The organism is Bifidobacterium animalis subsp. animalis ATCC 25527 (assembly GCF_000260715.1).
Classification (GTDB): domain Bacteria; phylum Actinomycetota; class Actinomycetes; order Actinomycetales; family Bifidobacteriaceae; genus Bifidobacterium; species Bifidobacterium animalis.
In genome coordinates, this window is record NC_017834.1 from 1430968 (window position 1) to 1455753 (window position 24786).

At 60.8% G+C, this 24786-nt stretch carries 23 protein-coding genes; 10 read left to right on the plus strand and 13 right to left on the minus strand.

All coding sequences use genetic code 11. The features are described 5' to 3' along the window. Window positions 1-26 precede the first annotated feature (26 nt). Window positions 27-332 carry a hypothetical protein gene (locus BANAN_RS06035; protein ID WP_014698026.1) on the plus strand — a complete coding sequence of 102 codons (306 nt, stop codon included), beginning with the start codon at window positions 27-29 and terminating at the stop codon, window positions 330-332. Here BANAN_RS06035 and BANAN_RS06040 read toward each other — a convergent pair. From BANAN_RS06040 to BANAN_RS06075, 8 genes are all read right to left on the minus strand, one after another. Next, a complete protein-coding gene (locus BANAN_RS06040) occupies window positions 312-1265 on the minus strand; it encodes an RluA family pseudouridine synthase (protein ID WP_014698027.1) in 954 nt (317 codons plus the stop codon). The two genes, BANAN_RS06035 and BANAN_RS06040, sit on opposite strands and share 21 nt — an antisense overlap. An 18-nt stretch (window positions 1266-1283) precedes the next feature. Beyond that, complete coding sequence (locus BANAN_RS06045; protein ID WP_041777035.1) at window positions 1284-1826, minus strand: signal peptidase II; 543 nt, start codon at window positions 1824-1826, stop codon at window positions 1284-1286. A 12-nt stretch (window positions 1827-1838) separates the two neighbouring features. Next, window positions 1839-3386 carry a DivIVA domain-containing protein gene (locus tag BANAN_RS06050; protein ID WP_041777036.1) on the minus strand — a complete coding sequence of 516 codons (1548 nt, stop codon included), beginning with the start codon at window positions 3384-3386 and terminating at the stop codon, window positions 1839-1841. Window positions 3387-3513: 127 nt separating this feature from the next. Next, complete coding sequence (locus BANAN_RS06055) at window positions 3514-3804, minus strand: YggT family protein (RefSeq protein WP_014698030.1); 291 nt, start codon at window positions 3802-3804, stop codon at window positions 3514-3516. Window positions 3805-3883: 79 nt separating this feature from the next. After that, complete coding sequence (locus BANAN_RS06060; RefSeq protein WP_014698031.1) at window positions 3884-4354, minus strand: cell division protein SepF; 471 nt, start codon at window positions 4352-4354, stop codon at window positions 3884-3886. Between the two features lie 88 nt (window positions 4355-4442). Then, the gene (gene ftsZ, locus BANAN_RS06065; RefSeq protein WP_014698032.1) at window positions 4443-5699 is read right to left on the minus strand and encodes a cell division protein FtsZ; all 1257 of its coding nucleotides are present in this window, start codon (window positions 5697-5699) and stop codon (window positions 4443-4445) included. 160 nt (window positions 5700-5859) lie between these two features. Next, on the minus strand, window positions 5860-7113 hold the full coding sequence (gene dusB, locus BANAN_RS06070; RefSeq protein WP_014698033.1) for a tRNA dihydrouridine synthase DusB: 1254 nt from the start codon (window positions 7111-7113) through the stop codon (window positions 5860-5862). Between the two features lie 130 nt (window positions 7114-7243). Beyond that, window positions 7244-8719, minus strand: coding sequence for a glycine--tRNA ligase (locus BANAN_RS06075; protein WP_014698034.1), 1476 nt, complete (start codon window positions 8717-8719; stop codon window positions 7244-7246). A 242-nt stretch (window positions 8720-8961) separates the two neighbouring features. Between BANAN_RS06075 and thiM the strand changes: the two genes are divergently transcribed. From thiM to BANAN_RS06120, 9 genes are all read left to right on the plus strand, one after another. Continuing rightward, a complete protein-coding gene (gene thiM / locus BANAN_RS06080) occupies window positions 8962-9873 on the plus strand; it encodes a hydroxyethylthiazole kinase (protein WP_014698035.1) in 912 nt (303 codons plus the stop codon). A gap of 52 nt (window positions 9874-9925) precedes the next feature. Continuing rightward, window positions 9926-11476: a bifunctional hydroxymethylpyrimidine kinase/phosphomethylpyrimidine kinase gene (thiD, locus tag BANAN_RS08790; RefSeq protein ID WP_041777037.1), complete on the plus strand. Its 1551-nt coding sequence runs from the start codon at window positions 9926-9928 to the stop codon at window positions 11474-11476. 81 nt (window positions 11477-11557) lie between these two features. Beyond that, entirely contained in the window at window positions 11558-11926 is a 369-nt protein-coding gene (locus tag BANAN_RS06090; RefSeq protein ID WP_014698037.1) for an MTH1187 family thiamine-binding protein, read from the plus strand. 72 nt (window positions 11927-11998) lie between these two features. After that, window positions 11999-13057, plus strand: coding sequence for a LacI family DNA-binding transcriptional regulator (locus BANAN_RS06095; RefSeq protein WP_014698038.1), 1059 nt, complete (start codon window positions 11999-12001; stop codon window positions 13055-13057). A 295-nt stretch (window positions 13058-13352) separates the two neighbouring features. Further along, window positions 13353-14678 carry an MFS transporter gene (locus tag BANAN_RS06100; protein ID WP_014698039.1) on the plus strand — a complete coding sequence of 442 codons (1326 nt, stop codon included), beginning with the start codon at window positions 13353-13355 and terminating at the stop codon, window positions 14676-14678. 225 nt (window positions 14679-14903) lie between these two features. After that, window positions 14904-16502, plus strand: a complete 1599-nt coding sequence (locus tag BANAN_RS06105) for a glycoside hydrolase family 32 protein (RefSeq protein WP_014698040.1) — start codon at window positions 14904-14906, stop codon at window positions 16500-16502. 218 nt (window positions 16503-16720) lie between these two features. Then, complete coding sequence (locus BANAN_RS06110) at window positions 16721-17533, plus strand: ABC transporter permease (protein ID WP_041777038.1); 813 nt, start codon at window positions 16721-16723, stop codon at window positions 17531-17533. Window positions 17534-17577: 44 nt separating this feature from the next. Beyond that, window positions 17578-18660, plus strand: a complete 1083-nt coding sequence (locus BANAN_RS06115) for an ABC transporter substrate-binding protein (RefSeq protein WP_014698043.1) — start codon at window positions 17578-17580, stop codon at window positions 18658-18660. Between the two features lie 51 nt (window positions 18661-18711). Beyond that, window positions 18712-19953: a nucleoside hydrolase gene (locus BANAN_RS06120; protein ID WP_014698044.1), complete on the plus strand. Its 1242-nt coding sequence runs from the start codon at window positions 18712-18714 to the stop codon at window positions 19951-19953. 37 nt (window positions 19954-19990) lie between these two features. Here the strand turns inward: BANAN_RS06120 and BANAN_RS06125 are convergent, their stop codons facing one another. The 5 genes from BANAN_RS06125 to BANAN_RS06145 all read right to left on the minus strand — a co-directional run bounded on the left by BANAN_RS06125 (window position 19991) and on the right by BANAN_RS06145 (window position 24775). Continuing rightward, complete coding sequence (locus BANAN_RS06125) at window positions 19991-20209, minus strand: hypothetical protein (RefSeq protein WP_014698045.1); 219 nt, start codon at window positions 20207-20209, stop codon at window positions 19991-19993. Window positions 20210-20276: 67 nt separating this feature from the next. Next, the gene (locus BANAN_RS06130) at window positions 20277-20939 is read right to left on the minus strand and encodes a hypothetical protein (RefSeq protein ID WP_014698046.1); all 663 of its coding nucleotides are present in this window, start codon (window positions 20937-20939) and stop codon (window positions 20277-20279) included. A 565-nt stretch (window positions 20940-21504) separates the two neighbouring features. Beyond that, entirely contained in the window at window positions 21505-22296 is a 792-nt protein-coding gene (locus tag BANAN_RS06135; RefSeq protein WP_014698047.1) for an isoprenyl transferase, read from the minus strand. 4 nt (window positions 22297-22300) lie between these two features. Then, window positions 22301-23020: a DNA repair protein RecO gene (gene recO, locus BANAN_RS06140; protein WP_014698048.1), complete on the minus strand. Its 720-nt coding sequence runs from the start codon at window positions 23018-23020 to the stop codon at window positions 22301-22303. A 12-nt stretch (window positions 23021-23032) separates the two neighbouring features. After that, the gene (locus BANAN_RS06145) at window positions 23033-24775 is read right to left on the minus strand and encodes an alpha/beta hydrolase family protein (RefSeq protein ID WP_014698049.1); all 1743 of its coding nucleotides are present in this window, start codon (window positions 24773-24775) and stop codon (window positions 23033-23035) included. Window positions 24776-24786 lie beyond the last annotated feature (11 nt).

A 24786-nucleotide genomic window follows, 5' to 3' on the forward strand; every position in this document is an offset into this window, starting at 1 on the left:
CCGACGCGAGGGAAAGGAGGTTGCCTATGGCGGCATCGAAGCCGGCCCACGGCAGGCGCATCGCCGTATATGTCGCGCTCATTCCGCTCTGCGCCCTGCTTGCCCTTCCCGGAGCCATCGGCATGGTGCAGGCCATTCGCATACTGTTTGGCTGCGATCATGCGGCCGGCTATTCCACCGGGGTGCGCGAGCTGGAGGCGTGGATCAGTCTGTTGTTCACCACGCCGTTGGCAGTTATACCAACCTGCGCGATGATCATATTCGTGGTATTGGCGATCGCGGAAGCCAGTCGCGGGAAATCACCGCCATCGTCATCCTCGCGACGACTCTAACCGCTGGTGCTCCCGTTGGGCGAAGCGCTCACGCTCCGTCTCCAGCGCATGCTGCAGATCGGCGGGATACCGCGAGGTGACCACAGTGTTGATGTGCGTGCGCGGATGCCGGAACTCCAGCTCCATGGCGTGCAGCCATTGACGTTGGAGCCCCAGTGCCTGCGACAGACGGGGATTGGCCCCGTACATCGGGTCTCCTACAAGAGGGTGCCCGATGGACGAGAAATGCACGCGAATCTGGTGGGTGCGTCCGGTCTCGAGATTGATCGATGCGAGTGTGGTCTCGCCGAAGCGTTCCATCACGTCCCAATGGGTGATGGCCTCCTTGCCCGCGGGCGTGACCGTGAAGCGGAAATCGGAGACCTTTGCCCGCCCGATCGGAGCTTCGATGGTGGCCTTGTCTTCCTTGAGATTGCCTTGCACGAGCGCATGGTAGGTCTTTTTCACCTCGTGCTCGGAGAATTGCCTGCGCATTTCTTTGTATGCGAGGTCGGATTTGCATACGAGCATGAGCCCTGAGGTTCCCACATCGAGCCGCGAAACAATGCCCTGCCGTCCTGCAGCCCCCATCGATGTGATGTGCACACCGCGCTGGATCAATGACCCCAGCACTGTGGGCCCGGTCCAGCCGACTGAGGCATGCGCCGCCACACCAACCGGTTTATCTACTATCACGATGTCGTCGTCCTCATAGGCGATTCCCATTTCAGTCGAGACGGGTTCGAGTTCCCGTCTCTCTTCCTGCACGTCAATCTCAACAGTGTCGCCGTCCTGCAATGTGGCGGATTTATGAATGTCACGCCCGATCACACGTGCCTGCCCGGTTTCGATGAGTTCAGTGGCCTTGGCCCGTGAGATGCCCATCATCTTGGCTACAGCCACATCGAACCGCTTCCCGATCAGTGCATCGGGCGCCGGAATGATCGTGCTCATTGCGCTCCTTCCATATGCCTAGTTATCGGAATGCCCGGCATTCGCTGTTTCAGCCGGCTGCCGCTCGTCGCTCCCCCTATATGGCACTCCGCACAAAATGAGCACGATGATGCCTATTCCCGCGATCATGAGGAAGATGTCGGCCACATTGCCCACCGACCAACCGTAATTGAGGAAATCAACGACCTTGCCATTGAGGAATCCTTGGGCATATGCCACGCGATCAATCAGGTTCCCCAACGCCCCGGCAAAGGCGAGTGCCAGAAACACGGTCCAGACCATCGATGTGGTGCGCCAAGCCAGCCAGACAAGCACACAGCATGCGGCGATGGCGAAGAGGCTGATTACCCAAGTCGAGTTGGCCCCCATGCCCAGCGAGGCCCCGGGATTATGGACCAACGTCAGGTGCAGGAACCGTGGGATCACCTGAATGTAATCGGTTTCGGTCAGATAGGTCTGTGCCAGATATTTGGTGAGCTGATCTATTCCAAGGGCGACGATGGCGATAGATGCAAAGACGGCCACGCGTGCACGCGGCCGTCTTGGTTTCGAATTCAACATTGGCTAATGGTATCAGTTGGCCTTGTCGATGTCCTTGTAGTTGTTCGTGTCGGAGACCTGTGCCTGCAGCTGGCCGAGGAATTCGGTGAGGCGTGCGCGGTATTCGGTCTCGAAGGTCTTGAGGCCCTGAATGTTGCCTTCGATCACCTTCGACTGGGTCTCGAGGTTCTCGCGTACCTGCTGGGCGTAGTCGTCGGCCGCAGTGCGGGTCTTCTCCGAATAGTCGTCGGCACGCTTCTTGGCCTCGGCCTCGAAGGCGTTGATCTCGTCGTGGCGTTCGACCACGTACTGGTCGGCCTCGCTCTTCTTCTGCTGGGCGTAGGTGTTGCCTTCGTCCTGCTTCTTCTGAGCGTACTCGTCTGCCTCATGGGCCTTCGAGTCGGCATAGGTGTCGGCCTCGTTGGTCTTGGCGGCGGCGTAGTTGTTCGCCTCTGCGGTCTTCTGATCCGCGTACGTGTTCGCCTCTGCGGTCTTCTGATCCGCGTACGTGTTCGCCTCATTGGTCTTGTCGACCACGTACTGATCTGCCTCGGCGTGCTTGTTCTTCATGTACGTGTCGGCATCCTCATGCGTCTTGGCGCTGTACGAATCGGCATCGTCACGAGTCTTCGCACTGTAGGCATCGGCAGCCTCGCGGGTGCGGGCATTGTAATCGTCGGCCTCGGAACGAGTGCGGTTCGAATAGTCGTTGGCCTTGGAGATGAGCTCCTCATACTTGCGCTGGGCCTGCTCGGTGATCTCCTTGGCGGTCGCCTTGCCCTTGTCGACGTACTGGTCGTGCAGCTGCATCGCGAGGGTGAGCATCGCGGTGGCGCGCTCCGGCTCGCTGTTGGCCGCAGCGGCTGCGCTCTTGATCTTCTGCAGGCTGCCCGTCTCGGTGTTCGGCTCGACCTTGGCAACCTGGTCACGCAGCTGTTCCTCACGCTGCTTCGATTCCTCGAGCTGCTTGGTGAGGTCCTTGATCTGGGCTTCGGCCTGCTGGGCACGCATCGTCTGCTCATGGGCAGCAGAGAGCTCATGACGCAGATTCTCGCTGTCAGCGCGGAACTGATCACGCTGGCGAGTGATCTCCTGCAGCTCCTTGGCGAGATCCGGCTGATCGGAGTTCTGTGCCGCCTGTGCGGTGAGCTGATCGACCTGCGCGGAGAGGCGTTCGATCTGGTTCTTCAGCTGTTCGTTCTGAGTGGAAAGCGCCTGATTGTTCGACTCGGCTTCCTTGAGCTGCGCCTGTGCAGCCTGTGCGGCCTGATTCGCCTGAGCAATCTGTGCTGCTGCCTGCTCACCCACACCCTCTGCGGCAGCGGCCTTGAGCGACTGGTTTTCCTGCTGCAGGGACTGGACCTGCGCAGTCAGATCGGAAATCTTCGTATTCAGTGCGGAGACGTCGGGGCCGAGTGCCTGCGTGGACTGACCACCTGCAACTGCCTGCTTGCCCAAAGCCTCCACGGTTTCGGTTACCTGATCGAGGAAGTCGTCGACCTCATCGACATCGTACCCTTCCTTGAAGCGCACCGTTTGGAAGGTGTGCTCCCGAATATCCTTTGGCGTCAAAAGAGCCATTATCTTACCACCTCGCTTTGGGATAGACCCAGCTTAGTTGACCTTATTTTTTGATGCTATCACGACACCTGCGCAAGCACACCGCATGGACGGCTTTTTCACATGACAAGCGGACTTTTTCCATCGGTCAGATCAATATACGCAAGATTACCAGCACGAAATACAACACCAAGAAACTCACATCGAAGTAAACGCGCCCCAAGGGAATCGGCTTGATGTATCGTCTCAGGAAGCGCAGTGGCGGCTCGGTGAGCTGGTAGATGATGCGCAGCAGGGTCGCCACAAAACCGGTCGGCCGCCACCGCGGCGCCAGTACCAGCACCCAATCGAAGATCATGCGGGCGAACAATACCGCGATGTAAGCCTCGATGAGCAGGTCGATAATATGGAAGAAGAAGCCGAATAACGTCGAAAGCATGCTCCCAGCCTATCGAATGACTAGGAACATGCTTCCTCGAACAGCAAATGACGCGGGGAGGTCCTGTGCGGACACTCCCTCAGTTTTCGAACAGATTGTCTGACATACCCGATTCGGTGTCCTCCGCCACAATGTCCACACGCGCGGGACTCAGCAGGAACACACGCTCGGTCACGCGTTCGATGGAGCCGGAGATGCCGAACACCACACCAGACGAGAAGTCGATGATGCGGTAAGCCTGTGACTGAGAGACATCGGTGAGATTCAGCACCACCGGGATGCCGTCTCGCAGTGCACGACCGACCAGCTGGGCGTCTTCGTAGCTCTGCGGGTGAATCGTCGTGATGCGGTTGATGTTCGCATGGAACGGTGCCACCGACTTGCGCTGGCTCGTGGAAGGCTGCGTGGACGTGGCCGGGATTGGCGTGACGGAACGATCGGTGTCGAATGACGACTCCGGCTCCTCGTCGATGACCTCGTCATCTTCGTCTTCCGGCACGACGTCGGACATTCCCAGATAAGACATGGTCCTCTTCATGAATCCGGCCATTCGCGTTTCCTTCTTTGCTGTCCTGTTTCAGGTTGACTCTATGGGTTCTACAGGTATTGTAATTCGGACCGTGCCGTAAACGGATCGACTACTGCAGGAATTCCGGAATGTCGAGGTCACCTAGATCACCAAGTGCCGTATACGGATAGCTGCTGGTGTCGGACGAGGCATCGTATTCGGAGCGTTGCTTCGGCGTCGGCTGCTGGGCCACGATCTTCTCATCCGTCTTCTTCTCCTCTTCGAATACCGGACCGGTGGAGGGAATGGGAGACGTGAGGATGGTGGGTTGCCCTGAAGCGACGGCCGGCTTGGTCACCGGCTTGACGGTGTGCTGAGGCGCCGAAGCGGCGGCCTGGGCGTCCTCATTGGCCTGAGCGAGCTTCTTCTTGTCGTTGAAGCCGGCGGCAATCACGGTGACGCGCATCTCATCGCCATAGGCATCGTCGAGTGCGAGACCGAAGATGATCTGCGCCTCCGGATGTGCGGCTTCGCGAACGAAGCCGACGGCCTGGTTCACCTCGGCGAGCTTCAGGTCGTTCGAAGCCGCGATGTTGATGAGCACGCCGCTGGCGCCGTCGATGCTCTCCTCGAGCAACGGCGAGCTGATGGCGATCTCTGCGGCCTGTGCTGCACGATCCTCGCCCCGTGCGGCGCCGATGCCGAAGAGTGCGGTGCCGGAGTTCTGCAGGATCGACGTGATATCGGAGAAATCGACGTGAATGTACGGATTGATCGTGAGCAGGTCCGTGATGCCCTGAACACCGGCGAGCAGAGCGGTGTCGGCCGTGCGGAATGCATCCACGATGCCAATGGAGCTGTCGTCGAGTTCAAGAAGTCGGTCGTTCGGAATGACGATGAGCGCGTCGACCTCTTCGCGCAGATTGTCGATGCCCAGCGCTGCCGAGGCGGCACGCTGCGGGCCTTCGAAGGAGAACGGACGAGTGACGACTGCAATGGTGAGCGCGCCCTGCTGGCGTGCTGCGCGGGCGACCAGTGGGCTTGCACCGGTGCCGGTGCCACCGCCCTCACCGCAGGTGACGAACACCATGTCGGCGCCCTTGACGGCTTCTTCGATCTCGGACTGGTGGTCCTGGGCGGCCTTCGCGCCCTTCTCCGGATCCGCCCCAGCGCCGAGCCCTCGGCTCGAGGCGTCACTCAGCGAGATCTTGACATCGGCGTCGGAGCGCAGCAAATCTTTCGCATCCGTGTTGATTGCCACGAATTCCACATTCTGCAGACCCTCGGCAATCATTCGGTTGACTGCATTGCCACCTGCGCCACCGACACCAACGACCTTGATAATCGTGGTGTCGTTGAAATTGTCGGTCTGGGCGATCTCGCTCACGTTAGTCTCCTGTCACTCACGGTTGTACACAACTGTACCGCAGATGGGTGAGAAAACAGGCCTCCCTCCACTGGACAAGGCCAATCCGCTCACCCTCCTTTTCACATTCCTCGTAGACACCGTAGACCCGATTTCCGAAAGTTTTCTTAAAACGTGTCGCTCAGTAGCTCGCATCCATCGGGTCGTCGCCGAACAGTCGCTCGCGCTCCTCATGGGTCGTGGTCCGCGAATCGAGCCAACCATATGGCAAATGCACCTTCTTCGCAAAGCGAACACGACCCCTCGGCTGGTCCACCACCCGTTCAGGATACTCGATGTTCGGGTCAAGCGCGTCCACCTGCTCACGAACATCCTTCAAACTCTCGCATTCCATGAACGCGCGCCTGGTGAAGCCTCCCACCGGGAAACCTTTCAGGTACCATGCGACATGCTTGCGCAGGTCGTGCACAGCCATCCGCTCGTCCCCATCGTAGAACTCGGTGAGCAGCTCGGCATGGCGCATGATGATGCGCCCCACCTCGCCGAGGGTGGGGTTGATGCGCACGTCGCTGCCGGCGAAGGCGTTGCCTATATTGCCGAAGAGCCATGGCCGCCCCTGGCACCCGCGCCCGATCGCCACTCCAGCACACCCGGTTTCGTTCACCATCGCGATGGCGTCCTCGGCGCCCCAGATGTCGCCGTTGCCGAACACCGGTATGTCGAGTGCGCCCACGAGCTCACCGATCCGGGACCAATCCGAATGACCGCCATAGTATTCGGCAGTGGTGCGGGCGTGCAGGGTCACCGCGCTGCACCCCTCCTCCTGGGCTATATGCCCGGCTTCGAGGAAGGTCTCATGCTCATGGTCCAGCCCCACGCGAATCTTCGCTGTCACCGGAATGTTCGCCGGCGCGCACACCGTAACCACGCGCTGGACAATCTCGGTGAACAGATCCGTTTTCCATGGCAATGCCGATCCCCCGCCACGCCGGGTGACCTTGGGAACCGGGCATCCGAAATTGAGATCGAGATGGTCCATCATGCCGTTGTCCACCAGGAACCGCGCCGCCTGTTCCATAATCGACGGGTTCACGCCATACAGCTGCAGCGATCTGATGCGCTCGCTCGGTGCGAACCTGCACAACCTGAGCGCCTTCGGATTGCGCTCGACCAGCGCGCGGGCAGTGACCATCTCGGCCACGTAGAGGCCGTCGGGCCCATATTCCTCGCACTGCACGCGGAACGGCCAGTTCGTCACACCCGCCATCGGGGAGAGCATGACCGGCGTGTTCACCATGACATCGCCGAGCCTGATCGGCGCCAACGGACCGGCCGAAACCGGCTCATGCCGTGCACCGGCATCTGCGCAATCCCTGGCATCTTGGCTTGCATCGCCTTGCCGGGATGTGTTCAGTATCGTCTCCTGCTCGCTCATATCCCCTCGTTCATGTGTTCGAATTGTACAGAATACCGTATGGATTATTCGCACGCACACCTCATACGCAAAATCGCCTGCGTCCCACAATCTCAGGCATACGGGGCGCAGGCGATTGATGCATGGCGGATCAGTACAGACCACCGGCCTCGGCGATATGCACGGACTCGGGCCATTCGGCGCCACCCATCGACACCGGCTTGAGCGGCACGCGCGTGCGCTTGTCGTTGATGCGCTTGGCCACGTAGTCGGCGACCTGGGTGAGCGCCACGCGCTCCTGCTGCATCGTGTCACGTTCGCGAATCGTCACGGCCTGGTCGTCGAGCGTGTCGAAGTCGACGGTGATGCATAACGGGGTGCCGATCTCGTCCTGCCGACGATAGCGGCGACCGATTGCACCGGATTCGTCGTAGTCGATCATCCAGTCGTTGAGTCGCAGATCCTGCGCGAGGTCCTGGGCCACCGACTGCAGTTCCGGCTTCTTGCTCAACGGCAGCACCGCGGCCTTGACGGGAGCGAGACGCGGGTCGAGACGCAGCACTGTGCGCTTGTCGACGCCGCCCTTGGTGTTCGGGGCCTCGTCGACGTCGTAGGCATCCACAAGGAAGGCCATAAGTGAACGCGACAGACCGGCTGCAGGCTCGATGACGTACGGAATGTATTTCTCGCCGGTGGCCTGGTTGAAGTAGCTCAGGTCCTCACCGGAATGCTTGGCGTGGGCGCCGAGATCGAAATCGGTGCGGTTGGCCACGCCCTCGAGCTCACCCCAATCGGAGCCCTGGAAACCGAAGCGGTATTCGATGTCGACGGTGCGCTTCGAATAGTGGGCGAGCTTTTCCTTCGGATGCTCGTAATGGCGCAGATTCTCGGGGTTCACACCGAGGTCGATGTACCACTGTGTGCGGGCGTTGATCCAGTACTGGTGCCAGTCCTCATCGGTGCCCGGCTCAACGAAGAACTCCATCTCCATCTGCTCGAACTCACGGGTGCGGAAGATGAAGTTGCCTGGCGTGATCTCGTTGCGGAAGCTCTTGCCGGTGTTGGCGATGCCGAACGGCGGCTTGGAGCGCGACGAGGTCATCACGTTCTTGAAGTCCACGAAGATGCCCTGTGCCGTCTCGGGGCGCAGGTAATGGAGGCTGTTCTCATCTTCCACCGGACCGAGGTGCGTACGCAGCATCATGTTGAAGTCACGGGGCTCGGTCCAATTGCCGCGGGTGCCGCAGTCCGGGCACACGATGTCCTTGAGACCATTCGGGGGCAGCTGGTCGTTGTGCTTCTCGGCGTACGACTCCTCGAGCTTGTCGGCGCGATGACGCTTGTGGCAGGTGAGACATTCGATGAGCGGATCGTTGAACACCGATACGTGGCCGGAGGCGACCCACACCTCGGACGGCAGGATGATCGACGTGTCGACGCCCACGACATCTGGTCGGGTGACGACCATAGAGCGCCACCATTCGCGCTTGATGTTGTCTTTGAGCGCCACGCCGAGCGGGCCGTAGTCCCACGCGGAGCGGGTGCCGCCGTAGATCTCGCCGGCCGGGAACACAAAGCCGCGACGCTTGGCGAGGGAGACGACTTCATCGATTTTGGAATTAGCCACAATGCACCTTCTGGTTTGAACGGTTTGGGGTCTTATACAAGGCTTCACCCTACCGTTGGCGGCTGACACGCAGGCATCCCGTTCCGGTGCCCATGGCGGGGCGATGACACGCATGCCCGCAGCAGGCGTCGAGAGTGTTCAATACGTTTGGAATACACATGTCAGGGGAGCTGATAGAGCTGAGAGTGGCTTCGCGCCTAACCCTTCGAACCTGTTGGCTAGCACCAGAGTAGGGAGTACAGATGACCACAGCGTCGACCACGCCGAATTCCGGCACATCCAATCTACACGAGGTCGCACCAGACGACCCCATTCGTGAACGCATACGTCAGGCGGCGCAGGATGTTCGCGAGCAGACCCCGCTTGCGCAGTCGTTCACCAATTTCGTCACCATTAACCTGGTGGCCAATGCGCAGCTCGCCGCGGGGGGCACCGCCGCCATGAGCTTCCTTCCCAACGATGTGACCTCGCTGGCCTCTTCGTGCGGCGCCACATACATCAACGTGGGTACGCTGCTGCCGTTCTACCGCGATGCCCTGCAGGAGATTTCGGAGCATCTGAGCCGCCATGGCTGCAAGTGGGTGCTCGACCCGGTGGCAGCCGGCGTTGGCGTCGCACGCACCGAGATTCTCGAGGGGTTCAAGGACTACCCTCCCACCGTCATCCGCGCCAACGCATCGGAGGCACTGGTGTTGCACGATATGTGGCAACTGGGCGATGCAGCCGGAACGGATGAGCACAATGGGCCCGCAGGTGTGGAGGCCGCCGACAGTGTGGATGCCGCCATCACCGCCGCCACCGGTCTCGCGGCGTATCTGGCGCTCCACTCCCCCACCCACACCGGTGCCGTCGCGGTCTCCGGCGAAGTCGATCTCGTCACCGACGGACGACTCGTCTACCGCCTTCCCGGTGGAAGCGCGATGATGACGAAGATCACGGGTGCCGGATGCTCGCTTGGCGGTGTCACGGCCATCTACCTCGCGGTGGCCGATCCACTGGTGGCATCATTGGCCGCCTCGATGCTCTACAACGTATCTTCCGAAGCCGCCGAACGAGCATCGCATGGGCCGGGATCATTCCAAACCGCGTTCCTCGACGCACTGTGGAACTTTACGCCGGAGGAAATCGCCTCCGCACCGCTCTATTTGGCCTAGAATCTGCCATGGCACGGCATGCCGACACACAACACACGAATCAGGTGACACAATGAACTCGTTCCCATACCCATCCATGCGCGGCCGTTTCGATCTGCGCTTCTATTTCGTGGTCGGCCCCGACGATTGCGGCAACCGGCCGATTCTCGACGTCGTGGCCAAGGCCCTTGACGGCGGCGCCAGTTTCATCCAGCTGCGCGCCAAAACCCAGGATGTCGCCGAGATCGTCTCCCTGGCGAATGACATCGCCGAAGAGATCGCAGGCCATCACGTGGAGGACTCGGTGGCCTTCGTGATCGACGACCGGGTCGACGCCGCGCTCGAGGCCCGTGCCAAGGGCATCAAGGTCGACGGGGTGCACATAGGTCAGGATGACCTCGATCCAGTGGTCGCACGCAAGCTGCTCGGCCCTGACGCGATCATTGGACTGTCGGCGAAAACCGTCGACGAAGTGCGCGAGGCCAACCATCTGCCCAAAGGCACCATCGACTACATAGGAGCCGGCCCATTGCACATGACGGCCACGAAGCCCGACAGCATGATCGTCGACGAAAACGGCGATATCACCACGCTGGACGCCTCCTCCATCGACGAAATGCGCACGATGAGCAAATACCCGCTCATCGTGGGCGGTGGCGTGAAAGCCGACGACATTCCTATGCTCGCCAAGACGAAGGCCGACGGCTGGTTCGTCGTCTCCGCCATTGCCGGCGCCCCCGACCCGGAGCAGGCCACCCGCCGGCTGGTCGATGACTGGACCGCCATTCGCGGCGACGAGAAGCCCCGGTACGCGGAACGCAAGCCTGCTGCGACCAAGCTGCCGGCCGTGCTCACAATCGCCACAACCGATTCCTCCGGCGGTGCGGGCATTCCCGCCGACCTCAAGACGATGCTCGCCAACGGTGTATTCGGCGAATGCGTGGTGGCGGGCATCACGGCGCAGAACACGACCGGCGTGCAGGCCATTGCCGCCGTGGACCACGACATCGTGGGCGCCCAGATCGATTCGGTATTCGACGATATTCGACCCACCGCAGTGAAGATCGGCGTCATCGTGGGCGTTGAATCCGTGAAGACCGTCGCCCACAAACTCAGGGACCACCAGGCCACGAACATCGTGGTCGACCCGGTCATGGTGGCCACAAGCGGGTCGAGCCTTGCCGCGGATGACACAATCGCCGAGGAGATCAGCAGTCTCTTCCCGATTGCCACGGTGATCACCCCGAATATTCCTGAGGCACAGGTGCTGGCCCGGATGCCGATCGGCAACCAGGCTGACATGGAGACCGCGGCCGTGCAGCTCGCCAAGGACTACGGCATCTGCGTGCTGGTCAAGGGCGGTCATGGTGTGAAAGACGCCGACGACGTGCTTGCATTCCCGACTGGTGCCGTCACGTGGTTCGAAGGGGAACGCATCGCCAACGACAACACACACGGCACGGGATGCACACTGTCGTCCGCCATCGCCTCGTACCTTGCCCAAGGCGAGGACCTCGAAGATGCCGTACGCGATGCCAAGGCATACCTGAGCGGAGCCCTGCGCGCGAATCTGGACCTCGGCAAAGGTCACGGTCCGATGAACCATGCCTGGGCGATGCACTGAGCAAAAGAATCTGAAATGTCCGTGCGGCCGAGCGACGCAGAAACATGCACGGTCGCACGCCTGCGACGAAGGAGAAGACACATGAACAGCCCCGATCGCAATGCGGTGCGGCAGGAAGTGCCCGTGGACGAGCACGGCAAACCGATCATCAACACGGTGGCGGCAGTGGCGATCGCCCCCAGCGGTGTCGGCGCCGAGCTGAGCGAATACGTGGCGGAAGCGGTGGAGGTAATCCGCGAATCCGGATTGCCGAACGAGACGAACGCCATGTTCACGAACATCGAGGGAAACCTTGACGATGTGCTCAAAGTGGTACGTGATGCCACGATGAAACTCGCCGAACAGGGATACCGCACCGGCGTGACGCTCAAGCTCGACATTCGCCCGGGCTTCTCAGGGCAGATCAGCGAAAAGCAGCAGCTCGTGAACGAGATCCTCACCAAACGGTAAGCAGACGTGAGGATCCGAGCCCACATCGGTGTGTCATACGCATCTGCGGCACGGGGCGTATAAGGTGGAATCATGACGACGATGAAGGAAATCGCACAAGCGGCCGGAGTCTCTGTCTCCTCGGTCTCACTCGTGCTCAATGGGCGTGATTCAGGGCGCATCAACCCGCGGCTTGCGAATCGCATACGCGAAACCGCAGAGCGAATGGGGTACCAGCCCAATGTGCTGGCCCGCTCCCTGCGCACCAACCGGACGCATATGATCGGGTTCATCAGCGTCGAGGTGGCCACCACGCCGTATGCAGGCGGCATGATCCAGGGTGCACAAGACGCCCTGAGCTCGCTTGGATACATGCTGCTCACCGTGAACGGAGACACCGAACAGGCTCTGGAAAGCGAGATCCGTGCGCTGAAACGATACGGCGTGGACGGCTTCCTGTACTCCGCGATGTCGAACCGCGTGATGACGGCGCCCAAATCACTCGCCAAATTCCCTCTGGTGCTCGTCGACGCTGCAGAGGAAACCAGGCGCTTCCCGTCCATCGAACCGGACGAGTTCCGCATTGGCTATGACGCCACCACCAGACTCATCGAAGCCGGATGCTCCCACATAGCGTACGTGGGATGCGCCGAACCCATGGTGGCGCAGACTGGCAGGCTCGCCGGTTACCGACAGGCCCTCACGGACCACGGCATGTGCTTCGACGAACGACTGCAATGCGATGTGCTCAACAACGGGCCGGCACTACGTGCCGTGGAAGCGCTATTCGACACCGAGCAGCCCGACGGATTCTTCTGCTTCAACGACGCACGCGCCTGGTATGTATACGAGACGGCTGCACGACATGGACTGGCCGTGGGACGCGATATCTCAGTGATTGGCGTGGACAATCATCGCGTATTTGCCGAGACACTTGAGCCGCAACTCACCACCATTGAGCTTCCCCACTACGAGATGGGCTACTGGGCCGCGAACAAGCTCGTGTCGATGATCGAGAACCGCCCGCTCAATGAAGGTGATTGGCCGCATACGACTGCGGTGATGCCGTTGCTCGACACACCATCGCCGGTGAAGGTGCACTGCACGCTGATCGAGAAGGGATCGGTGCGCGACACGCCGACGACCACGTGACACATGGTCACTGCGGCACTAAAGAATGCGTCAAACGATTGACATTAAGCGCTTCAGGAAATGTGTTGGTTTTATGAAAAAGTCAATCGTTTGACGTAAATCGATTTACGCTCTATTCTGAGAGTATGCGGAACACCACAACCGACACAGACGACGCGAATGGTGCTCCCCTAGCAGACCCAGCGAGGCCTGTCCCCTCCTGCGCACAACACGGGCACACGGTGCACAAACCGAGGCAATGCGCGGGAGCCGTCATGTACAACGCAGCTTAGGCTCAGACAACGAGGTTCACATCATGGCAACAACCGCGAAGGTGTGGAGGAACCCCTCCTACCTGCAAAGCTCAACCGGCATCTTCCTGTTCTTCTGCTCCTGGGGCATCTGGTGGTCGTTCTTCCAGCGCTGGCTCAACTCGATGGGACTCAACGGCGCGGAAGTGGGCACGATCTATTCGATCAACTCGCTGGCCACGCTCATCCTCATGTTCGGGTACGGCCTCATCCAGGACAATCTCGGACTCAAGCGCCGTCTCGTGCTCGTCATCTCGGCGATCGCCGCACTCGTCGGCCCCTTCGTGCAGTTCGTGTACGCGCCGCTGATGAAGACGAACATGATGGCCGCCGCACTCGTGGGCTCCGTCGTGCTCTCCGCAGGCTTCATGGCAGGCTGCTCGCTCATCGAAGCCGTGACCGAACGGTACAGCCGCCGCTTCAACTTCGAGTACGGCCAATCCCGCGCATGGGGCTCCTTCGGCTATGCCATTGTGGCGCTTGTCGCCGGCTTCGTGTTCAACATCAACCCGATGATCAACTTCTGGCTCGGCTCCGCATTCGGCGTGGGCATGCTCATCGTGTACCTCACCTGGTATCCGGCCGAGCAGCGCGAAGCGCTCAAGGAAGCCGCCGATCCGAATGCCGCGCCCACCAACCCGACCATCAAAGACATGCTCGGCGTGCTCAAGATGCCCGCACTGTGGGTGCTCATCGTGTTCATGCTGCTCACCAACACGTTCTACACCGTATTCGACCAGCAGATGTTCCCCACCTACTACGCCTCGCTCTTCCCGAATGAGGCCACCGGCAACGCCGTCTACGGCACGCTCAACTCGGTGCAGGTGTTCTGCGAATCCGCGATGATGGGCGTCGTGCCGATCATCATGCGCAAGGTGGGTGTGCGCAACGCGTTGCTGCTCGGATCCACGGTGATGTTCCTTCGCATCGGGCTGTGCGGCATCTTCCACGATCCGGTGGCCATCTCGATCGTCAAGATGTTCCACGCCATTGAAGTGCCGCTGTTCTGCCTGCCGGCGTTCCGCTATTTCACACTCCACTTCAATCCGAAGCTCTCCGCGACGCTCTACATGGTCGGCTTCCAGATTGCCTCGCAGATCGGCCAGGTCGTCTTCTCCACCCCGCTCGGCATGCTGCATGACCGCATGGGCGACCGCACGACGTTCCTGACGATCTCCGCCATCGTGCTTGCTGCCACCATCTACGGATTCTTCGTGATTAAGCGCGACGACGAGCAAGTGGACGGCGATCCGTTCATCCGCGATTCGAAGAAAGTGCCGTCGCTCGCCACCGACGAGGCGATCCTCTCCGCGGATTCCGAGGATATGTAAAGCCCCATCCGCACCTCTCCCCCGTCACTCTCTCATATCTCTGCCCCTCCTCTCCCTCCCCTCATTTGCGTAAATGGGGACAGATGGCAGCCTCCAGCTGTCCCCATTTACGCAAATGAAACCCGTATATCTTGCAATCCTGCGCAAAAGGAGACAGATGTCGACTGAAAACGTCTCCGATTACGCAAACGAAATCAGACAGCCGAATCCGAAAGGACAACGACGATGGCAGCCCTTCCCACCAATATTCCCGCCAACGGCATTCTGACCCCCGACCCGGCGCTCGACCCTGTGCTCACGCCGATCTCAGACCATGCCGAGCAGCTGTCACTCGCTGAAGCAGGCGCGTCGGCACTGGAAGCCACCCGCAACAACCGCTGGTACCCAAAGTTCCACATTGCCTCCAACGGCGGGTGGATCAATGACCCGAACGGCCTGTGCCGCTACAACGGACGCTGGCACGTGTTCTACCAGCTGCATCCCTACGGCACACAGTGGGGCCCGATGCATTGGGGCCACGTCTCCTCCGACAATATGGTCGACTGGCACCGCGGACCCATCGCCTTCGCGCCAAGCCTCGAACAGGAACGCCACGGTGTGTTCTCCGGTTCCACCGTGATTGGCGACGACGGCAAGCCGTGGATTTTCTACACCGGTCACCGCTGGGCCAACGGCAAGGACAACACCGGGGGCGACTGGCAGGTGCAGATGCTCGCCAAGCCGAACGACGACGAGCTGAAGACCTTCACGAAGGAGGGCATGATCATCGACTGCCCCACCGACGAGGTGGACCACCACTTCCGCGACCCGAAGGTGTGGAAGACCGGCGACACCTGGTATATGACCTTCGGTGTCTCGTCGAAGGAGCATCGTGGCCAGATGTGGCTGTACACGTCGAGCGACATGGTGCACTGGAGCTTCGATCGGGTGCTGTTCGAGCATCCGGACCCGAACGTGTTCATGCTTGAATGCCCCGATTTCTTCCCGATCCGCGATGCACAGGGCAACGAGAAGTGGGTCATCGGCTTCTCCGCAATGGGGGCCAAGCCAAATGGCTTCATGAACCGCAACGTGAACAATGCTGGCTACATGGTGGGCACATGGAAGCCCGGCGAGAGCTTCAAGCCGGAGACCGAGTTCCGCCTGTGGGACGAAGGCCATAACTTCTATGCGCCACAGTCGTTCAATACCGAAGGGCGCCAGATCATGTACGGCTGGATGAGCCCGTTCGTCGCCCCCATCCCGATGGAGGAGGACGGCTGGTGCGGCAACCTCACCCTCCCCCGCGAGATCACGCTGGGCGATGACGGTAACCTGGTCACCGCCCCCACCATCGAAATGGAGGGGCTGCGCGAGAACACCATAGGCTTCGACTCGCTCGACCTCGGCACGAACCAGACCTCCAGGATCCTCGACGATGACGGGGGTGCACTGGAGATTGAGATGAGCCTCGATCTGCATAAAACCACCGCCGAACGCGCCGGACTGCATGTGCATGCCACAAGCGACGGCCACTACACGGCAATCGTGTTCGACGCGCAGATCGGCGGCGTCGTCATCGACCGGCAGAACGTGGCGAACGGCGACAAAGGCTACCGGGTGGCCAAGCTCAGCGACGCCGAGCTCGCAGCCGGTACGCTTGACTTGCGCGTGTTCATCGACCGCGGATGCGTCGAGGTCTACGTCAACGGCGGCAAGCATGCGATGAGCTCGTACTCGTTCCCTGGCGATGGCGCACGCGCCGTCGAACTCGTGAGCGAATCCGGTACCACGCACATCGGCACCCTCACCATGCACTCGCTCAAGTCCATCGGACTCGAGTGAACGAACGCAGCACCGTACCAGCGGCGGGGCACAGGCATCGGCTTGTGCCCCGCCGCTGTTCTTCGTGGGCGCATGCCCACAGGGTGGCCTATACTGTTGCAGTCGCCATGCACAAGCATGGCAGAGTTAACTTTTCTGGTCGTTCGGCGGTAGACTCCTCACCTTGCTGCCTGAAGCCGGCGACCTCACAGCGCCACACGCGCAGAAAGTAAGGTGCCATGGCTTTTCACAGCTCATTGCGCAATCACACGGACCGCCCACGCCGACCTGCGTGGAGGTATTGGCCCACCGTCGCCACCATCGTGGCACTGCTGCTCATCTGGCAGGTCTGGGTTGATGCAGCCCATCCGCCCGTCACGATGATCTCCTCCCCCACACAGATCGTCCGCTCAGCCATCATCTCGTGGCCCACCCTCTGGCCAGCCACCTGCATGACGTTCATCGAGGGCGTGTGCGGATTCACCATAGCCTGCGTGCTCGGCGTGCTCCTCGGCATAGGCATACACTGCTCGCGCACCGCATATGCAGCACTGTTCCCGCTGCTCACCGCCGCCCAGACGCTGCCGCTCATCTCAATCGCCCCGCTGTTCCTCATCTGGTTCGGATTCGAACCGGTGGGCAAGATCGTCATCGTCGCCGTGTTCGCCATCTTCCCCATTGTCGTGCAGACCATGCGAGGACTGGCGGCCGTCCCCGCCTTCTATGACGACGTGGCGATGACCTGTGGCGCCTCGCGCGCATGGACACTGTTCCATGTGGATCTGCGGGTGGCCGCGCGCCAGATCTTCGGCGGCGTACGCGTGAGTGCCGCCTATGTGTTCGCCACCGCCGCCACCGCCGAGTACCTCGGCGCACGCAGCGGTCTGGGAATCTGGCTGCAGGCCGCCTACAATTCCTTCCAGACCCCGCGCATCTTCGCCGCGACCTTCGTGATCATCATCATGACCGGCTTGCTGCTACTCGCCGTGCACGCCGTCGAGCGACTCACCATCGGCACGCCGGCCGACGACGCCGACCCGGACGCCCAGTGAATCCACAAATCCGCAAATCTGAGTACCAATTCGAAAGTGACCATATGAAAGCCCTCCGCCATATTCACCGACATCTCACTCGCATCATCGCCATGCTCGCCACCCTGCTCACCATATGCGCAGTCACGGCGTGCGGTTCCGCAGGCAGCGCGAACAGCAGCAACGACGGCCTCACGAAGGTCACATTCATGCTGTCCTGGGCGCCCGACACCAACCACATTGGCGTCTACGTGGCGAAGAACAAAGGGTACTACCGGCAGGCAGGGCTCGACGTGAACATCGTCGCCGTCGCACAATCCGGCGCCGAGCAGGCGGTGAACAACGGCGTCGCGGATTTCGCGCTCTCCAATCTCACCAACGTGAGCACCTACTCCACCAAAGGGGCCGAACTCCGGCAGGTGATGCAGATCCAGCAGAAGACGAGCGCGATCTGGTGCGCGCTGGCCTCGAATACATCCATCACACGACCACGCGACCTCGACGGCAAGACGTTCGCCACCTTCGGCTCAAGCGAGTCCGACGCCGTGGTGCGCCGCATGATCCAGCACGACGGCGGCAAAGGCAACTTCGACAAGGTGACGGTGGGCACCTCCACGTTCCAGACACTCGAATCCGGCCGCGCCGACTTCGGCGGCTTCTACTCCACCTGGGAAGGCGTGCAGGCCAAGCTCAACGGACCGAAACTCAACTGCTTCACCGAACCGGAATACGGCGTGCCCGGCAACGCGGATTCGATCGGCATCATCACCAGCAACAGACTCATCGCGCAGAATCCCGACCTCGTGAAACGCTTCGTGCAGGCGACACAACGCGGCTACGAGTATGCATATGAACATGGTGACGAAGCCGCCGACATTCTCGTCAAGGAGGCACCCGAAGCGAATCTCAACCCCGAATTCGTGCGCGAGTCAATGACGACGATCATTGACGGGCAGTACTGGGGCGATCGCGAACAGATCATCTCCGGCAAGCAGACGTTCGGATTGGCGGATTACCAAGGCACACAGGAGTATTTCGACTTCCTCGCACAATCCGACGCGTACACGGACGCGGACGGACGCGTGGTGCATACAGCGCCGCAGTCGAAGGACCTCGCCACCGACGAATTCCTGAAACAGACGCACTAGCGGCACGACGGCAGCGCGCAGCAACCGCACACAGCAACAAGGAACGCAGACATGGGCATGACGAATCCGCAGACCGACATACACCACATCGTGGCGAGCATGGACACCGGCATCGACGATGCGCTCGCATTGGCGTTGCTTCTCGCACAGCCGGACGTCCGGTTGCATGGCGTGAGTGCCAGCTACGGCAACGTGCTCGAGCAACAGGCGGCGCGTAACACCCGTGCTGTGCTGGGTCTGCTCAGGCGTTCCGATATACCGGTGTTTGACGGCGCAAGGCATCCCTCATGGGCACCGTATTTCATCGCCGACGCCGGCTGCGCGCGATTCCACGGCAGCGATGGTCTGGGAGGTGTCGGCATCGAGACCGGCAACGGCGACAATGCCGACTTCACGCCGACTACGCCCGGCGAGGCGCTCGCCAGTGATGCGAATGGACTCGTCACACTCACCGCGCCACAGATTCGCAACCTCACCGAGTGCGGCACTGCGATCTCGGTAGGAGGTTACCAAGTGGGCGAGGCGCACGCCGATCTGCCCACCATGCCAGAACTCACGATTCCCAGCGGGTCTGCGCACATCCCCACTCCCGAGAAACTCGAATTCCCGCAGGAGAGCTGCTCGCAGGCCACCGCCGGTGCGCGCATGATCGTCGACGCCGCCCGCAGATTCGGCCCCGACCTCACGATTCTCGCCACCGGGCCGCTCACCGACATCGACACCGCGCTCACACTCGACCCGGAAGCGGTGAGGCAGGCGCGCATCGTGTTCATGGGCGGCACCCTCACGCAAGAGGGGAATTGCTACGACCTCGTTTGTGAAACGAACATGATCCAGGATCCGGAAGCCGCAGATCGCGTGCTGCGCAGTAGCGCGGACGTGACGATGGTCGGGCTCGACGTCACCCACCGCTGCCTTCTGGGTTCCACCGATGTCACCCCTTGGAACGCGGCGCATACCGAGGCCTCACGGTTCCTCACGGCGATCGCAGAGTTCTCCATTCGCGCGAACGCGGCCAGCGACCCGATCTTCGCCGCCGGCATGCCGTTGCACGATCCGTTGGCCGCTGCGGTGGTGCTCGATTCGACGTTCGTCGGCACGCTCGACCTGCCCATGTGTGTGGAGACGAGAACCGACGACGGCACCGGCGTGCGCGGCCGCACCATCGGTAATCCGCAGGGATTCATCGATGCTTCCTTACGCCCCACGCATGTGGCCGTGGGCGTCGCCCGCGAACGATTCCTCGCGCGGTTCACGGGCGACATCGCGAATCTGCTGGCATCGCGTTGCTGACACCCGGCACAGCCCACGCGTCTATCATGTACATGGCTCATTTGCATAGCGGCACTCCGGCTTCGAGCAGCTTGCGAATGAACTGCGCGCGGTCGTAGGTCTCGCGAACACGGAAGCGGACGATCCGGTCGACACCGTTGCGCAACAGCAGACGTTCGCGCTCACGCTCGGCATCGACGACCTGTTCCACCGAGGCACCGCCAGTCATCTGAGCATTCACATATTTCTCGTTGCCGTCGAGCTCGCCCACAATCACGAACCTGTCATCACGTACCCAGTAGAAATCTGGACGAGCATGCCGTCCGGTCTGGCCATCTGCAATGTTATTGCAGCAAAGGCGGTGCCACTCCCTCGTCGAGCATGACGCCGTACGCGCGCGACTCACCGCCATTCTCACACCGGTCACTGCCATATTCAAGCACCCGCCAAGCTGACGCGCCACAGTTGCCGAGCCGGCTCATGCAGTCTCCAATCTCCTGCTTGGTGAGTCCGTGCCGAAGCGCGCAGTTGGCAATCTGCATGCCATTCACAAAATCAAAACTGCGTAACCCCATGGCCACAGTCTGTGCAAGGGGAAGCACCTTCACGCCATCTATCACTGCATAGTTGCAATTCGGCATGCATATGTGAGTGATCCCGTGCACAGGTTTTGCCTGTGCGTGTGTCGGGGAAAGCACCGTCAAATTGGAGGAATGCAATGCGTAATCATGATCCAACCCATGCATGCACACTGCTTCCAGACCGCCAAACACCCATTCCGGATGCTGCCTGCTCTTCGCACGGACCACATGCCGATTCCGTTCCACGGTGTCCAAAGATTTCCAATACGATGCACGCGCATACAATCCCCGCATGGGCGACACGATTTCACCTGTACGCACGCGCCGCAGCAACGCCTGATGCACCGCACGTGTCGGCATGACGGCACACCGGCGCTGCTGCTGCGCCTCGTCGAGGAACTGGTTCATCGCAATATTCACTCTCATATGTGCAGACTAGGTTCCTCGCACGCTGCAACACAAGCCGAATCGCGATATGTGCACTGTTAACTGCGTTAATTCATCTCATCTGAGCTTCGTTTTCCGCTTTATTGCCGCCGTGTGAGCGAATAAACCAAATAACAGCCACTTACTTCGTCTTGGGCACACGCTCCCCGCGAGACAAACCAAGTGCGAATTACTTACCTGATCTCAAACATCCCCTCCCAGCGAAACGAAGTAAGTAATCTGCACTTAATAGATTTCGCTTGCAGACCCCTTCATGAGATAAACCAAGTAACGGCCGCTTGCTTGGTCTCAGACAATCCATCTCCGTGAGACAAACCCGGCACACGCCACTTGTTTCATCTCAGACAGACACTCCCAGCGAGACAAATCAAGTAACATCTGCTTGCTCCGTCTCAGGTATCTCTTCCCAGTGAGACAAATCAAGGAACGGCTACTTGTTTTATTTCACTGGAAGATCCAAATTGAGACAAAACAAGTGGCCGACCTGAGTCTGTCTCGCAGAGAAATATTAATCCCCGAGTGGAGGCATGCGAAAGCCGCACCCTTACTTCTTGACGCCCCCGAAACGACGGTCACGATGAATATAGCGGTCGATGGAACCCCACAGCACTTCGCGGCCGCAATCCGGGAACAGCTCGGGCACAAAGTCGAGCTCGGCATAGGCGGCCTCCCACGGCAGGAAGTTGCTCGTGCGCTGCTCGCCGGAAGTGCGGATTACCAAATCACAGTCCGGAATATCGGGATTGTACAGATGTTCGGAAATCATCTTCTCGGTGACGCGGTCGCCTTTGATCCTGCCATCGCGCACCTCGCGTGCGATTGCCGCGGCGGCGTCAGCGATTTCGGCACGGCCGCCATAGTTGATGCAGAACACGACATCGATCACCTTGTTGCGCTTGGTGCGCTCCATGGCCACCTCGAGCTCGTCGATGACGGATTTCCACAGCTTCGGCCTGCGCCCCGACCAGCGTACGCGAACGCCCCATTCGTCCATCTGCGCCACACGGCGGTGGATGATGTCACGCGAGAACCCCATGAGGAAGCGCACCTCCTGCGGCGAGCGCTTCCAATTCTCGGTGGAGAACGTGTACAGACTCAAGTAGCGCACGCCGGCTTCGATTGCGCCGGCAATCGTGTCGAACACCACCGGTTCGGCGGCCTGATGACCGTCCGTGCGAATGAGACCGCGCTGCTGCGCCCAGCGTCCGTTGCCATCCATGATCACGCCGACATGACGGGGAACCTTGTTCTTCGGGAAGTCCGGGATAATCGTGGGGTCGGAGAACGGCGCGGCCGGCACGCTCAAGGATTTGTAGTCCACTGCATCAAAAGCCATGGTTCTAATCTAGCAAGCGCAGAGAACGAATCGGTCGCTCAAGGTAGTATTGCGCCCATTCGCGAACGATGTTCTCGCACCGCGGGTCGAGCGTCTGCAGCATGTCGAGCTGCGGCCAGTCCCCCTGTTCGAGCGCCCGCAACTGGTCGAACACATGCGCCGGCACGCGCACGGCGTCTGGCGTGTGGTCATTCGGGCACATTGCGCCGCCTGCCGAAGCCGAGAAGAACTCCACGTCCTGACTGCCGCACACCACGCATGAGTCGAGGCGAATAGTCCAGCCGGCCAATGACATCGCGCGCAGAATATACGACAGTGCAATGGCCTGAGGGTCATGCAGATGCCTGCTCAATGCGCCCAATGCGGCGATGAGCAGGCGGTACTGCGCTGCTGCGGGCTCGTGCTCGGCGGGGAGCAGATCGGTCGCGGTCTCGCACATCGCGCTGGCCGCAGTGTATGTGGCATAATCTCCCGTGATGCCGCCGGCATACGCACTTACGGATTCCGCCTGCCGCACGCTGTCGAAAGTGCGACCCTCACCCAGCAGGAGATCGATGCGCATGAACGGCTCCAAGCGCGCCCCGAATCTCGATTTCGTGCGGCGCACGCCTTTCGCCACCGCACGCACCTTGCCGTGGTCGCGGGTAAGCAATGTGATGATGCGGTCGGCCTCGCCGAGTTTGGCGGTGCGCAGCACCACGGCCTCGTCCCTGTATAGCGCCATGCGACGGGCTCCCTAGAACCTGAACAATCCCCAGAAGGAGAAGCACAGCAGCATCGAGATCAGCGTGATCGTGAGGATCCAGAAGAACACGCGGCCGAATCTGCTGGTCGCGATGATCTGATCGTCGTTGTGCGCGAGCGCACGCCACGCGTCGCGATTCATGGGCCATTGCAGCAGTCCCCGCTGCGACCAGATCTCAATGATGTGCTCGATCATCGACGCCCATGCCCACAGCACGAGCACGCATGCGAACTGGGTGACGGGCCAGCTCCAGTACATCATGCCGGCACTCGGATTGGGAGCCTTGCCCCACGCCAATTGCACGACGGCGATCACCACTTCCGCGAAACCGCCCAGGAAGAGCAGACCGGCCGCCGCCGTCATTATCGCGGTGAATCTCAGAGCGCGTGCGAACGGCTTGCGCATGCCCATGCCATGTGACTGGTGGCGCACCCGACGCATGATCGCGCGTATGAGGGTGACCACGAGCAGAACGGCCGATATGAGCATCATGATGAGGTTCAGCCCCATCACCACAATGCCATACCACGTCATCGCAGGGCGTGAATGCAGTTCCAACGGCACTGCGATCGACTGGTAGAGCGGCGTTCCCGCAACGGGCTCGCTTGTCTGTGTGAGGCCCCGCGAAGTGCCGGCCACCCACGACACCGTGTCGCGCACGTAATCGTCGGCGAACGGCGTGTTCTCCATCGCCTCATCTCCCAGACGCAGCACATGGTTCGCAATCGGGTAGCTGCGCAGCGTCACATTGTAGTTGCCGGCTTTGTGGGCCTGTTCGAGAATGTCTTTGAAGCCCTGCACCTGTGCGGTCATCACATCCTTCGCCCCATAGGCCACGAGGGTGGGAATGCGGTAGGCGGCCGACACCGACGTGTTGAGGTCGGCGTTCGTCAATCCCAGGGCCGGCAGGTCTAGCGAGAAGACGCGGCGCACTATCGACTGGTACCCCTCGTTCGCGCCAACAAGGGCGAAGTCCTGCACGGCGAGGAATGCGAGTGCGTGCCGGGCAGAGAACACCATGGGCGAAAGCAACACCTGGAAGGCGAGATTGTCGTCGCGCTGCACCACATACGACGCGATCCATGCGCCTTCGGACGTCGCATAGAGTCCCACGCCCTTCGGATTCACGTTCTTGAATCCGCGCATCATGTTGATGACCTGCTCGTAGATCACCGCGGAGCCCTCATAGTCACGGGTCATGTCGTTCGTGTTCCACACCGGCTTGTCTATGACCGCTGTGACGAAGCCGGCGGATGACATGGCCGTGGCGATGTCGCCGAATGAATTGTCACATGTGCCGTAGCCCGCGCCGTGGAAGAAAATCACCGCCGGCAGATTGTCTCCGGCCCCTTGGGGCTCCCGGAAGTTGATGTTGATGCGCTGCACATCACCGGTGCTCGGCTGCTTCGCATCGATGGCCTGATGCCATTCATGCACCTTGTAGGCGCCCTGTTTGGGCAGTTGCTCACGTGTATCGAAGGTGACCGCCGTGTTCGGCGACAGCGTGGCGAATGTCTGCCCGGTGGGCGTGTTGTCTGCCGGCAGGCGCGTGTAGTTTGACGCCATGACGAGCACGCCGAGCAGAATGATGAAGATCGGCAGTGTGATCATGAGCCGACGTGTGCGGCTGAAGCCCTGCCTCTCCGGTACTTCGTGAGCTTTGGACACGCTGAATCCTATCGACTTGTCTGTTTCCTGTTCCCGTTCCGGCACATTCGCGTTCGCATTCCGCATGCGGCGCAGTC